Annotated in this window: 11 protein-coding genes; 2 read left to right on the top strand and 9 right to left on the bottom strand. The window is 65.2% G+C overall.

The window, feature by feature from the left end:
* Positions 1 to 83: 83 nt before the first annotated feature.
* The gene (gene phnD / locus QCE63_RS27090) at positions 84 to 1,052 is read right to left on the bottom strand and encodes a phosphonate ABC transporter substrate-binding protein (protein WP_309837480.1); all 969 of its coding nucleotides are present in this window, start codon (positions 1,050 to 1,052) and stop codon (positions 84 to 86) included.
* Positions 1,053 to 1,083: 31 nt separating this feature from the next.
* Positions 1,084 to 1,956, bottom strand: a complete 873-nt coding sequence (phnC, locus tag QCE63_RS27085) for a phosphonate ABC transporter ATP-binding protein (protein WP_309837479.1) — start codon at positions 1,954 to 1,956, stop codon at positions 1,084 to 1,086.
* A 234-nt stretch (positions 1,957 to 2,190) separates the two neighbouring features.
* On the opposite strand from phnC, the gene QCE63_RS27080 reads away from it, so the two are divergent.
* Together QCE63_RS27080 and QCE63_RS27075 are read left to right on the top strand one after the other, a co-directional pair.
* Entirely contained in the window at positions 2,191 to 3,588 is a 1,398-nt protein-coding gene (locus QCE63_RS27080; protein ID WP_309837478.1) for a dihydrolipoyl dehydrogenase, read from the top strand.
* A 50-nt stretch (positions 3,589 to 3,638) separates the two neighbouring features.
* Positions 3,639 to 4,376 (top strand): Pr6Pr family membrane protein, encoded by a 738-nt coding sequence (locus QCE63_RS27075; protein ID WP_309837477.1) that lies wholly within the window; start codon positions 3,639 to 3,641, stop codon positions 4,374 to 4,376.
* Between the two features lies 1 nt (position 4,377).
* Here the strand turns inward: QCE63_RS27075 and QCE63_RS27070 are convergent, their stop codons facing one another.
* From QCE63_RS27070 to QCE63_RS27040, 7 genes are all read right to left on the bottom strand, one after another.
* Positions 4,378 to 4,686 (bottom strand): EthD family reductase, encoded by a 309-nt coding sequence (locus QCE63_RS27070; RefSeq protein WP_309819282.1) that lies wholly within the window; start codon positions 4,684 to 4,686, stop codon positions 4,378 to 4,380.
* Positions 4,687 to 4,734: 48 nt separating this feature from the next.
* Positions 4,735 to 5,682, bottom strand: coding sequence for an MBL fold metallo-hydrolase (locus QCE63_RS27065; protein ID WP_309837475.1), 948 nt, complete (start codon positions 5,680 to 5,682; stop codon positions 4,735 to 4,737).
* Entirely contained in the window at positions 5,679 to 6,557 is an 879-nt protein-coding gene (locus QCE63_RS27060; protein ID WP_309837473.1) for a quinoprotein dehydrogenase-associated SoxYZ-like carrier, read from the bottom strand. The genes QCE63_RS27065 and QCE63_RS27060 overlap by 4 nt, the downstream gene beginning before the upstream one ends.
* Positions 6,558 to 6,582: 25 nt before the next feature.
* Positions 6,583 to 7,506: a quinoprotein relay system zinc metallohydrolase 2 gene (locus tag QCE63_RS27055; protein WP_309837470.1), complete on the bottom strand. Its 924-nt coding sequence runs from the start codon at positions 7,504 to 7,506 to the stop codon at positions 6,583 to 6,585.
* Positions 7,506 to 8,477: a LysR substrate-binding domain-containing protein gene (locus tag QCE63_RS27050; protein WP_309837468.1), complete on the bottom strand. Its 972-nt coding sequence runs from the start codon at positions 8,475 to 8,477 to the stop codon at positions 7,506 to 7,508. Before QCE63_RS27050 ends, QCE63_RS27055 begins: the two co-directional genes overlap by 1 nt.
* A 264-nt stretch (positions 8,478 to 8,741) precedes the next feature.
* Positions 8,742 to 11,291: a GH92 family glycosyl hydrolase gene (locus QCE63_RS27045; RefSeq protein WP_309837467.1), complete on the bottom strand. Its 2,550-nt coding sequence runs from the start codon at positions 11,289 to 11,291 to the stop codon at positions 8,742 to 8,744.
* 121 nt (positions 11,292 to 11,412) lie between these two features.
* Complete coding sequence (locus QCE63_RS27040; RefSeq protein ID WP_309837465.1) at positions 11,413 to 14,151, bottom strand: GH92 family glycosyl hydrolase; 2,739 nt, start codon at positions 14,149 to 14,151, stop codon at positions 11,413 to 11,415.
* Positions 14,152 to 14,386 lie beyond the last annotated feature (235 nt).

Raw genomic sequence — 14,386 nt, 5'->3', positions numbered from 1 at the left:
GACACCCAGCTGCGCTTTCCCGCCGCCGTATGCGCGGATCGCGCGATGCCGGCCTCGAAGGTGGTGACATCGAGCGGCTTCATTTACTTCGCCGCCGGGTTGTCGAGCGCCGCAATCTTCTGGTCGAGCGCGGCGACCTGGGCCTTCTTGTCGGCGGCGTCGAGATGGGCGTTGTTCTGGATCTGCTGCTTCTTCTGGAACAGCGCCATCTGGCGGATCGGCACGAGCTGCGCGTCCGAGGAATCCGCGAAGCCCGAATAGCCGGAGATTGCGTTGATCACCTGCTGCTCATGCGGATCCTTCTGCGCGTAGTGGTCGAAGAAGGTGCGCAGCTTGTCCTTCGTCGCTTGCGGCAGGTCGCGGCGCCACACCAGCGGGTCCGACGCAATCAGCGGCGACTTCCACAGCACCCGCACCTTCGGATACAGCTCGGGATGCTGGGTCTTGATCGTATCGAGCATGTCGGTGTTGTTGGTCGCGACGTCCACCTTGTCGTTGACCACCGCGAGCATGTTCGCCTCATGGCTCGACGGCAGCACGCTCTTGAAGGCCGTCTTCGCGTTGATGCCGTTCTTCGCGAACAGATAGTAGGACGGCACCAGCGTGCCCGAAGTCGAATTCGGATCGCCGAAACCGAGGTTGATGTCCTTCGTGTTCTTCAGCACCTGATCGAGCGACTTCCACTTGCTGTTCACATTCGTGATGAGCAACGAGTAATAGCCTGCCTCGCCGTTCTTGTACTTCACCTTTGCGAAGACTTCGCCGTTCGAGCGGTCCACGGCCTCGATCGCCGACGCATTGCCAAAAAAGCCGATCTGCACCTTGTTGAAGCGCATCGCTTCGATGATGCCGGCGTAGTCGGTCGCGAAATAGGCCTTCACGTCGAGGCCGGTCTGCTTGTTGAGATCGTCGATGAGCGGCTGCCAGCGTTGCTTGAGCGCGGCGGACGAGTCCGTCGAAATGATGCCGAAGTTGATCGTATCGGCCAGAACGGGCTGCGTCAGGAGGCAGGCGAGCGCCGCGCCAGCCAGGGTGAAACGGGCTGCTTTCATGGGTGCGATCCAGAGAGGGTTAGTTCGACATTCAGGAGCCGGCCGCCGATGCGAACGCCGGCGAGGCATGCGTGCGCCCTTCGGTCACTTCAGGCGGCTGTGTGTCCGTGCGTTCGTGCGCGGCGCGCTGCGTCGTCAGCAGTTCCTCCGCCGACGCGCCGTACAGCTCGCGCAGCACCGGAGGCGTCAGCCGCTCGGAGGCGCCGTCGAACACCACGCGGCCGTCGCGCAGCGCGATGGTGCGCGGACAGTACTTCATCGCGACATCGATCTGATGCAGCGACACCACGACGGTCAACCCGTGCTCGCGATTGAGCGACTGCATCAGGTCCATGACGCGACGCGCCGATTCGGGATCGAGCGACGCGATCGGCTCGTCCGCGAGCACGATGCGCGCACGCTGCACCAGCGCGCGGGCCAGCGCGGCACGCTGCTGCTGGCCGCCGGAGAGGTTGCTGGCGCGCTCCAGCGCGTGCTCGCCGATGCCCATCGCGGTCAGCGATTCCAGTGCGAAACTGCGCTCGCCGCGCGGAAAGCGGCCTGTGAGACGCCGCCAAAACGACACGCGGGACAGCGCGCCGATCAGCACGTTGGTCAGCACCGTCAGGCGTCCGACCAGGTTGAACTGCTGGAACACGAAGGCGACGTCGCGGCGAATCGAACGCACTTCGCGCACGATCTTGCCGTTCTGCTGGATCGGCCGGCCGAGCAAGGTGACGTGCGACGGCGCGGGGTCGGATGGCGTGAAGCCGGCGATATGCCGCAGCAGCGTGGATTTCCCCGATCCCGACGCGCCGATCAGCGCGACCATCTCGCCCTCTTGCACGCGCAGATCCACGGAATCCAGCGCTTTGCGGCCACTTCTGAACGTCTTGGTGAGACGCTCGATGCGAATTGCGTCCATAGCTTCCCTCGATGGCGCGCGCCAGACAGGCACGCTGAAACGTTCGGGAGATTCTAGGAAGCCGATGTGACGTCACGGTGACGCGCATGAGACGTCTAGATGAATACATCACCTGAGCGGACATCGTCTTGAGACGATCGAGTCGATATGCGATCCGAACGAGCATTCACCTTTCAACGCGTGCGCGCCATGATGGAACCCACAGATGCAGGACACATGACTCGGGACACCATCATGAACACGATCCATACGGATGTCGCCATCATCGGCGCGGGCAGCGCGGGACTTTCCGCGTACCGCGCGGCGAAGGCGGCGGGTGCAACGGCGCTTCTCATCGAAGGCGGCGCGCACGGGACGACCTGCGCGCGCGTCGGCTGTATGCCGTCGAAGCTGCTGATCGCAGCCGCGGATGCCGCGCATCACGCGCGTCACGGCGACGCGTTCGGCGTGCGCGTGGATGGCGCGGTGCGCATCGATGGCCATGCGGTGATGGCGCGCGTGAAGCGTGAGCGGGATCGGTTCGTGGGCTTCGTTGTCGAGGGTGTCGATGCCCTGCCCGCCGAAGACAAGCTGACCGGTTACGCGCGCTTCATCGACGATAGTTGGCTGATGGTCGGCGAGGATACGAGGGTTCACGCGAAGGCCATCGTGATCGCGACGGGATCGAGCCCGGTCATGCCCGCGATGTATCGCGCGCTCGGCGACCGCGCCGTCATCAACGACGACGTGTTCTCCTGGGATGACCTGCCGAAGCGCGTTGCCGTGGTCGGCGCGGGCGTCATCGGGCTGGAACTCGGGCAGGCGCTGGCGCGGCTCGATGTGCGAGTGACGGTGCTGGGCGCGCGCGGACGTGTGGGTCCGCTGACCGATCCCGCCATTCGCGCCTATGCGGAACGGACCTTCGGCGAGGCGTTGCGCTTCGAGCCGCGCGCGAATGTGCAGGCAGCCGTGCGCGATGGCGATGAAGTGCGGCTGCGCTATGTTGCGGACACGGTCGAAGTGCTCGAAGACACATTCGATTACGTGCTGGTCGCGGCCGGCCGCAAACCGAATGTCGGCGGACTCGGACTTCGCGATACCTCGCTGGACCTCGATGCCGAGGGCATGCCCGTCTACGATGCGCGGACCTTGCAGGCAGGCACGCATCCGGTGTTCGTCGCCGGCGATGCCAATGGCGTGCTGCCCTTGCTGCACGAAGCCGCCGACGAAGGCCGCGCAGCGGGTGCCAACGCCGCGCGCGTTGCACGGGGCGAGCAGGCCGAGCCGCTCGAACGGCGCGCGCCGCTGGCGATCGCCTTCACCGACCCCGGCATCGCGATGGTCGGCGCACGTCATGCCGACCTTGCGCCCGGATCCTTCGTCACCGGCGAAGTGAGCTTCGAGGATCAGGGTCGCAGCCGCGTCATGCTGAGAAATCGCGGGCTCATGCATGTCTATGCCGAGCGTGGGACCGGCCGATTCATCGGCGCGGAATGGATCGGGCCGGACGCGGAGCATATCGCGCATCTGCTGGCATGGGCGCTGCAGATGAAGCTCACCGTCGACGACATGCTGCGCATGCCGTTCTACCATCCGGTGGTCGAGGAAGGTCTGCGCACCGCGCTGCGCGACGCCGCCCTCAAGCTGGCGTAAGGGTCGCGGCTGCGAGGGCATCGGCACGCACGTAAAATGACTTCATGCCGATGCCTCCCGACACTTCTTCGCCCCGCCAGCCCGATCTGCCGCTCAACACGCCCAGCACGGCATCAATCGCGGTGGCCGCGACCATCGCGATGATCGCGTGGCTGGCGTTCGCGGCACAGACGGACATCACCATCGCGCGGTTCGCCGGGCGCGGCTTCTCCGTCCTGGAGGGCGTCGCGCGCATGAGCAGCTACCTGACGAACCTGACCGTGCTGCTGACGGCGTTCTGCTTCACCTGCGTCGCCACGCGCGCGCGTTTTCCGGTCGCGCGCTTCTTTCGCCAGCCGACTGTCGTGACGGCGATCGTCGTGTATATCGTCTTCGTGGGGATCGCGTATAACGCGCTGCTGCGCTATCTGTGGACGCCGTCGGGTTATCGCGCGCTCGTCAACGAGTCGCTGCACACCGTGGTGCCGGCGCTCGGCGCGTTGTACTGGTTCCTGTTCGTGCCGCGCTTTCACCTGTCGCTCAGGCGCTGTGCGCTGTGGCTCGTCTATCCGCTCAGCTATCTCGTCATCACGTTATGGCGTGGCAGTCTCTCAGACTTCTATCCGTACCCGTTCATCAACGTCTCGGAACTGGGCTACGAGCGCGTGCTCGTCAACGCCACCATGCTGGTCGCTGCCTTTCTCGTTCTGATGGGCGTGTTCCTCGCGATCAATCATCGCCGCGAGGATCTGAGCGTTGCAGACGCGGAGGTCGAATCGGGCGATTCATCCTCCGGCCGCATCGAATGACTCAGGCGGGTTTCGTGTCGAACATCAGCAGATCGACGCCCGCCTGCGCAAAGTTGGCGAGATCGCCAGCCGTTTTCTGCCCCTGCTCCGATCCCAGCGCGCCCTGAATCGCTTCGAGCGAATCGAATTCCAGCAGCGCCACGAGGTGATAGGGCGAATCGCCCGACGCCACCGCCACCGGTCCCGTGCTCACCTCATACTTGCGCAGGCCCGGCAGCGTCTTCGCGAGCGGCGCGTGGGTCGAGACGTAGTAATCGTCGAATGCCTTCGTGTCGGACGGTTTCTTGTAGAGCGCTACGAGCTGGGCCATCGTCATGTCTCCTGTGGGTGGTACGGCCGGGAAAGCAAGCGGAAGGTGCTACTGCTTTTCGAGTTGCAGATAGATGCGCTGCACGTTCTGCGGCTGTGCGATCGCGTAGAGCTTGTAGGTGTGGAACGCCGGAACCTGCACCGTATGCATGGCCTCCGTCAGCCCGACGCCGTTCTTGTAGGCCTGTTTCACCGCCGCATCGAGTTCGCGCAGATAGACGCCTGTCTGCATGATGTCGTCGTCCGACATCGGCGGTCCGAAGCCGGGAATCACCTTATGCAGATCGAGCGCATGCAGGTTCTCCAGCGCCGCGAGCCAGCCGGGAATCTGCTCGTTCCGCAGTTCGGGAATGCGTCCGTTCGAGACGAGCCCGCCCGCGAAGAGCACGCCAGTCTGCGCATCGAGCACAGCTAGGTCGCCGGGCGTGCTGGCCGGCCCGAAATGCAGCAGTTGCAGCTTGCGCCCGCCGCTTTCGATCTCCGTGGTGCCGTTGACGGTCTCATCCGGCACGGTTACGCGCGAACCGGCCATTTCGTCTTCGCCGAGCGTCTTGCGCAGGTTCGCCAGGCAGACCGGGCAGCGCTCGCGAATCAATTGCGCCGCGCGGGCATGCGCGAGGATCGGCACGCCCTCGTCGCGGAAAGCTGCCGCGCCGAACACGAACTCGGGCGCCTGATGCGTGATGATGACGCGCTTCACAGGCAGCGGCGTGACCTTGCGGATCGCCTCGATCATCGCGCGGCCGTAGCGGTAGGACGGTCCGGTGTCGATCACCGTCACGCCATCCGTGCCGACAACAAAACCATTGTTCGCGACGATGCCATGATTCGCGGGCGCGACGGCGCCGTTGTCGCCGATGAACGCATACACGCCCGGCGCGATGGCTACCGGCGCGGGCATGCCGCTCAGCGCCGCCTGCGCGAGCGCGCTCGCCGTGAGCAGCCAGTGCCCCACGAACCACGCACGAAGACGCGCATGCCAGCCGCGCCGCGTCATTTCATCGCCGAGGTCTGTGCGCTGCCGGGCTGGGCATCGACCGCCACGGCGCCATCCCATGTCTTGCTTTTCGTGTCCTCGATATGCGCCTGCAATTCGCCCGTACCGCTCGGCACGAAGTAGAAGCGGAAGTTGGGGTTCTCGCTGATCGAGAAGTTGACGTTAGCGGTCATCACCGGCTTGCCGGCATACGTGACCGCCACCTTGCGGATGAAATACGCCGACGCGTAGTTGCGCGTGATCTGGTTCATCGCCATGCCGGTACGGTTCGGATGGCGCACCATCAACTGCGCGAGTTCGGGCTTTCCGCTCACCGGCGCGCCTTCGGTACGCAGCCTGACCTGGCCGGCGGCGCGCTCGGCGGCATCTTCGTCCCTGTCGGCGGGCGCGGAACAACCGCCGGACGCTTTCACAAAACGCACCGCGCTGTAGAGCTTGCCGTCGTTCGTCTCGGCAATGACGCGCATGAACGTATAGTCCTCGACCCGCACGCGCGTTTCGATCGTCGCGATACCCGATTCCGGCGTGAACTCGAAGGAGCCCGCATACGGCTCCGGATTCTCGTCGATAAACAGGTACACAGCCTTGATGTAATGCGTCGGCGTCTGCGGAAACTGCGCGTTGATCGCGATGGGCACGACCGAAGCGTCGGCGGCGCGCGCGGGTGCCTCGAGCTTGATGACCGCGTCGCCGTGAGGATCGATTGTCCGGTCCTTGAAGGTGCCTTGCCTGAAGTCCTGCCAGCGCGCGTTCTTGTCGGGGTTGTCGTCGGGCTGCGCAGCCTGTGTCGATATTGAAACAAGCAATGGAACCAGCACAGCGGACGCGAGGCTTGCTGCCGATACGAAGCGAACGCCACAACTTGCGGTCTTCATGATGTCCCTCAAGTGCGCCGCAGCGCTACTGTTCCCACTCCAGTTCCGCGTAAGCGGCTGTCACATTGCGGCGATGGTATTCGTCGTACAGGAGCCACTTGCCGCGTTCGTCCACACCGACACTGTCCACCGCCTGCTGCATCGTCTCGCCCTTTTTGATGGCTGCACGCACATCGCGCGCCAGGCGGGCCAGATAGTCGGCTTCGGCATCCAGCGCCCGCGGCCAAGGCGGATTGAGCGGACCGTGGCCGGGCACGACATGACGCGGTTTCATCTGCCGAATGCGTGCGATGTCGTCCAGCCAGCCCATCACGTTGCCATCCACCACCGGAATGCATCCGACGAACAGCAGGTCGCCGGTCCACAGCGTGCCGCTCTTCTCATCGTATACCGTCAAGTCGTTGTTGGTATGCGCGGTTTTCCAGGTGCGCAAGGTCAAGGCGCGGCCGCCCAGATCGAGCGTGCCTTCGCCGTGGATGCTCTGCGTCGGCGGGACGATCTCGCTGCCCTCCGCCGCCGCGCCGAGTTCGCGATGCAGCGCGCGCAGGTAGTTGTCGGCGCGCGCGGCTTCGGCCTGCGCCAGCCTCGCATTGCCGACAAACTGCGGATGATCGTCCTTGAACGCCGCATTGCCGAAGATGTGATCCGGATGCATGTGCGTGTTGATCACATAGCAGACCGGCAGCGGCGTGACCTGGCGGATGGCGGCGCGCAACGCGCGGCCTTCCGCGAGCGTGCCGCCGGTGTCGATCACAGCGACACAACGGGTCCCGACGACAAAGCCCACGTTCGCGATGTCGCCGCCGTTCGCGGGCGTCGCGAGCGCGTCCTGGCCGCGATGCGCGTAGTTGCCTGGTGCAATCTGCGTGACCGGCAACGGCGTCTGCGCGTGCGCCCTGCTTGCGCAAGCAAGCAGGGCGAGCAGTGCGCCGCGCCATGCTTTTCCCATCACGCGCCGCCCGCTTGTGCGAGGCGCTTCGGGCGGCGCACGCCGAACGGCGCATATTCCTGTTCGAGGAACGGCTCGGCGTGTTCGAGCAAGAAGCGGCGAAACGCGAGACAGGTCGGCGATAGCTGCTTCGCACGCGAATGCACGAGTTGCCACGTACGCTCGACCGGTGTGCCGTTCACGTCGAGTATGCAGATTTCCCCGGTGCGCAGTTCGAGCGACAGCGTGTGCAGGGAGATGAGACTCACGCCCATGCCGGCCATCACGGCCTGCTTGATGGTTTCATTGCTGCCCAGCGTGACGCTGCGCGCGGGCACGAAGAGATTCTGGCGAAACACGTGTTCCGCGACCGCGCGCGTGCCCGAACCGGGCTCGCGCAACAGGAAGGTGTCGTGCGCGAGTTCCTGCAGGTCGAAGCCGCGTGCGTGCCGCAACGGATGGGACAGCGGCGCGACGATCACATGCGGATGATAGGCAAGCGGTTCGGCGGTGGTGCCGAGTTCGGGCGGCGGACGGCCCATGATGGCGAGATCGGTGGCGTTGTCCTGCAAGAGACGCAGCAGCGTCTCGCGATTGCCGACCGAAAAATGCACATCGACTTTCGGATACTGCTGCGAATACAACGCGAGCAGCTTGGGCGCGAAGTACGTGGCGGAACTGACGATGCTCACCGCAATCGAGCCGCTGTCCGCCTGCGTGAGCGACATCATCGCGTCTTCGGCGTCCTTGATTTCACCGAGGATGCGGCTCGCATGATGCGACAGGCGCTCACCGGCTTCGGTCAGCGCGAGGCGCCGCGCCACGCGCTCGAACAGCGGCAGGCCGATGGCATCTTCGAGCTGGCGAATCTGCATGGATACGGCGGGCTGCGTCAGATGCAGTTCCTCGGCCGCGCGCGCGAAGCTGGGGCAACGCGCTGCGATGACGAAGATCTGCAACTGCCGAAGGGTGAGGGAGCGGATGAAGTTCACGAACGCGTGCCCTCTGGCTGGAGCGCCAGTAGCGTCGCGATGGAACAAGCGGAACAAGCGGGGCAAGCGGCACGATCTGCCGGGGAAGCCTTGCGCATGGTGATCGACTTCGCCATCGTGCTTCTCCGTGCCGAGGTCCGTTGCTGAGGTCGGGTCCTGTCGGGCCGATTCTACTCCAGCGCATCGGCCCGACAAACCCGGTACAAGCACGGAACAAGCACGGTAAGAGCACGGTCCTGCTCTCACTCAGGCACGGCAGTTACCTCAAAGCGCGCTCCCCGGCGAAGGCGGCACGGGCGTCGCGGACGAATACGCGCCCCAGGCCGGCGACGGCACGCTCGACCCCAGCGTGAAGTCGATCGTTGCGCCGTTCTTCAGCGTGGCGAGCGGCAGCCACGTGCTGTTGTAGGCTGCGCCATTGACCTTCATCGACTGAATGTAGGTCTGCACCGAGTTGGCCGTGAGGGTCAGCGCCTGGCCGTTGCCCAGATGGATCACAGCGTTGGTGAAGCGCGGACTGGCGACCGTCAGACCCGGCTCGCCCGGAATGAGCGGATACAGTCCCAGCGCGGCCCACACGAACCAGCCCGAGGTCGCGCCTTCGTCATCGTTGCCCGGTATGCCCGACGGCGTCGCGAGGTACTGGGTCTCGGTGATATTGGCAACCGCCGCCTGCGTGAGATCCGGCCGGCTCGTCCAGTTGAAGAGCCAGGGCGTCGCGAACATCGGCTCGTTGGTCATGATCAGTTGCGGTTCGAAAGCCGTGAGACGGGCGATCACCGCCTGATCGCCACCGAGCAGCTTGAACAATCCGCCGATGTCGTGCGGCACCATCCACGTGTATTCCTCGGCGTTGCCCTCGACGGGATCGTTCGTCGTATAGGCCGGCCACGTGCCGGCCTGGTTGCGCGGCTGGAGTTGCGTGACCGTGACGCCGTTCAGCTTCGTGGCGTTCGGCTTCATGACGTTGGTCCAGTTGCCCGAGCGTGCCAGCAGCTTCGCGGCGTTCGCCGAATCGCCCATGGCCTGCGCGAACTGCGACACGGCGAAGTCGGTGCTCGCATATTCCAGGGTCGTGGAAGACGTACCGTTGCCATGGCTGGAATCGACGACGATCCCCGCGTCGTCCGGCAGCCAGCCGAGCGCCATGTACCGGCTCAGTCCGGGCAGCACGGCGTGCCCGGTGCAGCTCGCCGACGGGTTGGTCTCGTCGTTGAGCATGATCTTCAAGGCGGACGCGGTATCGAAATCGGTCGCGCCGTACAGGTAGCTTTCGGCGACGATGGTGGACACGGTGTCGGCCGGCATCACGTTGCTGTTGGTCGTGCCTTCGATCCACTGGGGAAACGCGTTCCCGCACGCCAGACCGTCGTTGACCAGCGACTGCATCATGTCACTGGTCTGCTGCGGCGCGGTCAGCGCCATCAGCGGCATCAGCGAGCGATAGGTGTCCCAGCTCGAGAACGTGGTGTATTGCGCGCGCGTCCGGCCCGCGCTGTTGGTGCCCGCGTTGGCGCTGGGCGTGGACAGCGGATTGCCGTTGCTGTCGTACTTCGGCTGAGGATTGAAGACCGGATAGTCGCCATTGGCGTCGCTGATCAACGAAGGCGCGAGCGACGCGTGATACAGCGCCGTATAGAAGGCCGTCGTGTCGCTTGCGCTGCCGCCGCTCACCTGGATCGTGTTCAGACGCGTGTTCCAGGCGGCGTCCGCATTCGCGCTGGCGGTGTCGAAGGTGATGAGCGCATTGCCCGCGCCGGCCTGTTCCTGTTGCAGGTTGGCCTGCGCATTCGCGACGCTGACGTATGAAAGACCCACCCGCATGGTCACGACGAGCGGCGCCGACTTGGCCGGCGTGAAGGTCAGCGTGGCCGTCGAGCTCTGCACGCTGGACGTGAAGGGCTGATCGAACGTCGCGTAAAAGTAGACAGGATAGGACTGATTGTTGCCGCAGAAATTGCCGCCCTTCCACGATCCGTGCACGCTCAGAGGCGCCCTGGCGCCGCCCGGCACGATGTTGCCGCCCCACGGATAGTCACGCGATGCCGCCGTCATCGTCAATTGCGCGGCTTGCCCGGCGGCCCAGGTAAAACGGCCAAGGCCGGTGCGCTGCGTGGCGGTGAGTTCCGCCAGGATGCCGTTGTTCAGCTTGACGCTGTAGTAGCCGGGCTTGGTCGTCTCGTTCGCGGGCGAGAACGCGCCGGCCGTTCCGCCGGACGTGCCGGACGTGCCGGGCATGACGGGCAGGCCGCCGCCGCCGTTGCCGCATCCCGTGCCGCTCAGGTGCGTCAGGCTGAAGTCCTGGATGGTCGTGGCGCCGTTGAAATAACCGGTCGTGGTCCATTTGTTGATGCCGCCGGGATTCGGCGTGTCCGGCCCCCACTGCACCATCCCGAACGGCAGCCCGGCGAGCAGCGAGGTCGCGCCGCCGTTGTCCGTGCCGATCCGTTCGTTGACGTTCGGTGTCAGCTGCATGACGACGGGGGCCGGCGCGGCGGGCGCGGGCGGCGTCGCCGCTGTGGACGGTGTGCCTGGTGTGCTGTTACCCGCGCCTTGCGTCGTGTCGCCCACGGCCGAAAAATTCGCAAGCGGATTGCTGGCGGACGTGTTCGCCGTGCCGCCTGCCGCGGGTAACGCCGTCGTCATCCCGCCCGCAACCGGCGCGGAAGCGGGTGCGTCATTGGCGCCCGTCGAGAGAGACGGAGGCGGAGCCGCCGCCTGCGCCGGGCTGCCGCTCGAATTCGAGTCGCCGCCACAGCCGCCCAACAGGCCCGCCACGGCCAGCGCTACCAGCCATTCGCTCGGTTTCTTCAAGGTTGTCTCCTGATGGTCTTCGCCCGGCCCACTACGGCGTCACGCTTGCGCGCGCCGCGTTGGAGCCGGGCAGGTCGAGGCCCCCGGAAGCGCCCGCCCATCGGACGCCTCGGGAATGCCCTCACGGTGTTTTTTGTGCGAAAGGCTGCGTGTAGTCCGCTGCCGGCCCGGACGGCGGCGTCAGCGTGGAGGCGCCTGCCCACATGGTGGCGGTCGATGAAAGCGTGTAGGTCAGCGTGCCGCCATTGGCGATCGCCGCGAGCGGCAGCCACGACCCCTTCCAGTCCTGGCCGTTCAACTTGACGGATGAGATATAGGGCTTGTTGTTCAGCAGCGCTGTGTCGTCGGTCTGGATACGCAGCTTCTTCGTGCCATCGCCCAGCCAGAGGGTTGCGCCGCCGAACTGCGGCGTCGACATCGCCAGACCCGGCGCGGACGGGATGACGGGATACAGTCCGAGCGATGCCCACACGTACCATCCCGACAGCGCCCCCATGCCGTCATTGCCGGGCAGCCCGCCCGGGTCGTTGCCGAAGGTCTGCTGCATGACCATCGGGATCACCCACTGGGACAGCGTCGGCACGATCGCCCAGTTGTAGGCCCATGGCGTCTGCATGGAAGCCCTGCCGCCGATATAGAACGTGCTGCCGCTCTCGCCGCTGTTGAGCGTCTGCGCACTGGCCATCGGGCTGTTGAACGGATCGCCCGGGTTGACACCGAACAGCGTATCGAGCCGCCCGATCGCCAGCGCATCGCCGCCGAGCTTCGAGATCAGGGCGCGGTAGTCGTGCTGGATGGTCCAGAGGTAGTTCGGTTCCGTGGCCTGCAGGAAGCCGCCGTTGTTCTTTCCGGAGAAGTCCCATTGGGTATTCAAGTCCGTGGGCACGAGCCCCGAGGTCACGCCGAAGTACTGCCGGCTCGCCGGAATGTTGGTGTTGAAGAGGTTGGTCCAGTTGCTCGCTCGTCTGTGCAGCGTCGCGATGCTGGCTGAGTCCTGCGGGTTCCCCAGCAGGGCGAGGAAGTTGCCGACGGATTCGTCGGTGGTCTGGAATTCCAGCGTCAGTGATACTGAATGTGCATAGGGAACCGTGTCCACCGGGACGTAGCCGTTCTGCACATAGAACCTGCCTGCGTCCTGCGCATAGGACGTGTTGGCGCCCTCCGGCACGCTGGTGACGTTGTTGCATCGCCCTGCGGTGAACGCGCCGCCCGGCGTTGTGCCGAAGACGGACTGCAACATGTATTTGCGGGCCGTGGCGGCGTCGAAGCCGCGCGCGCCGAACGTGTAGGCGCCGGCGATCGCATTCGGCGCAGGGTCGCCTTCCGTTGCCGCGATGTCGTCACTGCCGTCCACCCAGTGCGGGAACGCACCGCACTGCACGGCATCCGCGACGAGCGACTGCATCATGTCGCTGACCTCGGACGGGAACAGCAACGCCTGGAACTGCGTCAGCGAACGGTAGGTGTCCCACAGCGAAAAGCCCGAGTAGTGCGTCTTGTACGCAGCCGGCGCGCCAGGCACCGCATACTGCCCGACGTTCACGGTCTTGCGCACCGGCGCCGTGTTGGCCTGTGCGGTCAGATCCGTCTGCTGCATGCTGCGGTAATCGCCGTTGACGTCGCTGTAGACCGTCGGGCCCATCATCGTGCGATAGAGCGCCGTGTAGAACTGCGTGACGTAGCCAGTCGCAAGCTGACTCTGGCTCGCCTTGAGCGCGCCGATTGCGCCTGGCGCGGCAATATCCAGCTGCACCGTGTTGAGCCGGTGATTCCAGATCGCATCCTGATTCTTGCGCATCGCGTCGAACGACCAGTCGGTGTTCTCGGTCGTCAGATTGAGCTTCGCGTTGTCCGTGCTGACCGAAGAAATGCCGGCCTTCAGCTGGACCACGGTGGGACCCGTTGCGTTCTGCTTGAATGCGATCGCCACGATGCCGGGGGAGATCTGGGTGGCCGTTGCATCGATCGGCGTATCGAAGACGATGTAGAACGACACCGGCTTGTACCATCTGCCGTTGCAATAGGCGCCGACCACGCTGTGCCCGGAAACCGCGTTCGCCTGCGTGTCCAGCGAGAGACCCACCTGGTCGGACGACGCGATGCTCTTCAACGAACCGGCGCCGCGCGCGTCAACGAACACGATGGGGGCCGTGCCCGCCGGGAACGTCAGCCGGGCCATGCCGGTGCGCGTCGTTGCCGTAAGCTCGCTTAAGATTCCGCTGTCGGACTTGACGCTGTAATAGCCGGGCTGCGCGGTCTCGTTCGCGTGCGAAAACGTGATCTCGGCGGTGCCCGGGCGCATCGCCACCCCGCCCTCGCCACGGCAGCTGACACCGTTCAGATGCGTGAGGCTGAAGAAGTCGATTTTTGAATCCGAATACAGGTAGCCGGCCGAACCCGGACCACTGGTCACATTATTGGCAGGCGTATCCGGCCCGAAGTTCACCATGCCGAAGGGCGCCTGCGCGCCGGGGTTGAGATTGCCGCCAGCGCCGCTGAGTCCCGTGTCCGTCGCGCCGGTTCCGATGAATGGGTTGACGAACTTCGTCAGACCCGCCATGTCCACGCGCGATCCGTTGGGCGCTGCGGAGGCGGTACTTGCGACGGGAGTGGCCGTACTGGCAGCGGCCGGGGGCGCGCTGACCGGAGGGCTCGTGACATTGGCCGGACTACTGATAGGAATGGCGTCTGGACTGGCGGTCGGGCCGGCTGCCGTGGTGCCTTGAGCCGGGACCGCCGGGGCCACCGTCGCCGCGCCGGAAAGCGCGCCCGAAGGGTTCGGATCGGAACTGCCTCCGCCGCAGCCACCAAGCGCGACGACGCCGGCCAGGGCAATGGCCAGCTTGAAAAGTTTGTTCATGATTTCCGCTGTTCTTCTGGTTTGGTTCAGGTCTCGACGCACTCGTTGAAGCGAGACGGGCAAGACAGCGGAATGGGCTCTGACGTTGCCGCCATCGTGCGCGATGGATGTTCGTTCGAAGGTCTGGAACACGAACATCCACGGGATCGAACGTCGATCGTCCGATCTCCCGCTTCACGCGTTGGTTCAAGGTTGGGTGCGGGAGTACATCGATGACCCCGTGCAGCCGGGCATC

This window comes from Caballeronia sp. LZ065, assembly GCF_031450975.1.
In the GTDB taxonomy this organism is placed as follows: domain Bacteria; phylum Pseudomonadota; class Gammaproteobacteria; order Burkholderiales; family Burkholderiaceae; genus Caballeronia.
This window is presented reverse-complemented; position numbering and strand designations above follow the sequence as displayed.

Excerpts from the sequence above, each read along its gene's own strand:
- QCE63_RS27080 (WP_309837478.1), top strand. The coding sequence starts at position 2,191 with ATGAACACGATCCATACGGATGTCGCCATCATCGGCGCGGGCAGCGCG.
- QCE63_RS27070 (WP_309819282.1), bottom strand. The coding sequence starts at position 4,686 with ATGGCCCAGCTCGTAGCGCTCTACAAGAAACCGTCCGACACGAAGGCA.
- QCE63_RS27040 (WP_309837465.1), bottom strand. The coding sequence starts at position 14,151 with ATGAACAAACTTTTCAAGCTGGCCATTGCCCTGGCCGGCGTCGTCGCG.
- QCE63_RS27055 (WP_309837470.1), bottom strand. The coding sequence starts at position 7,506 with ATGGGAAAAGCATGGCGCGGCGCACTGCTCGCCCTGCTTGCTTGCGCA.
- QCE63_RS27065 (WP_309837475.1), bottom strand. The coding sequence starts at position 5,682 with ATGACGCGGCGCGGCTGGCATGCGCGTCTTCGTGCGTGGTTCGTGGGG.
- QCE63_RS27075 (WP_309837477.1), top strand. The coding sequence starts at position 3,639 with ATGCCTCCCGACACTTCTTCGCCCCGCCAGCCCGATCTGCCGCTCAAC.
- phnC (WP_309837479.1), bottom strand. The coding sequence starts at position 1,956 with ATGGACGCAATTCGCATCGAGCGTCTCACCAAGACGTTCAGAAGTGGC.
- QCE63_RS27060 (WP_309837473.1), bottom strand. The coding sequence starts at position 6,557 with ATGAAGACCGCAAGTTGTGGCGTTCGCTTCGTATCGGCAGCAAGCCTC.
- phnD (WP_309837480.1), bottom strand. The coding sequence starts at position 1,052 with ATGAAAGCAGCCCGTTTCACCCTGGCTGGCGCGGCGCTCGCCTGCCTC.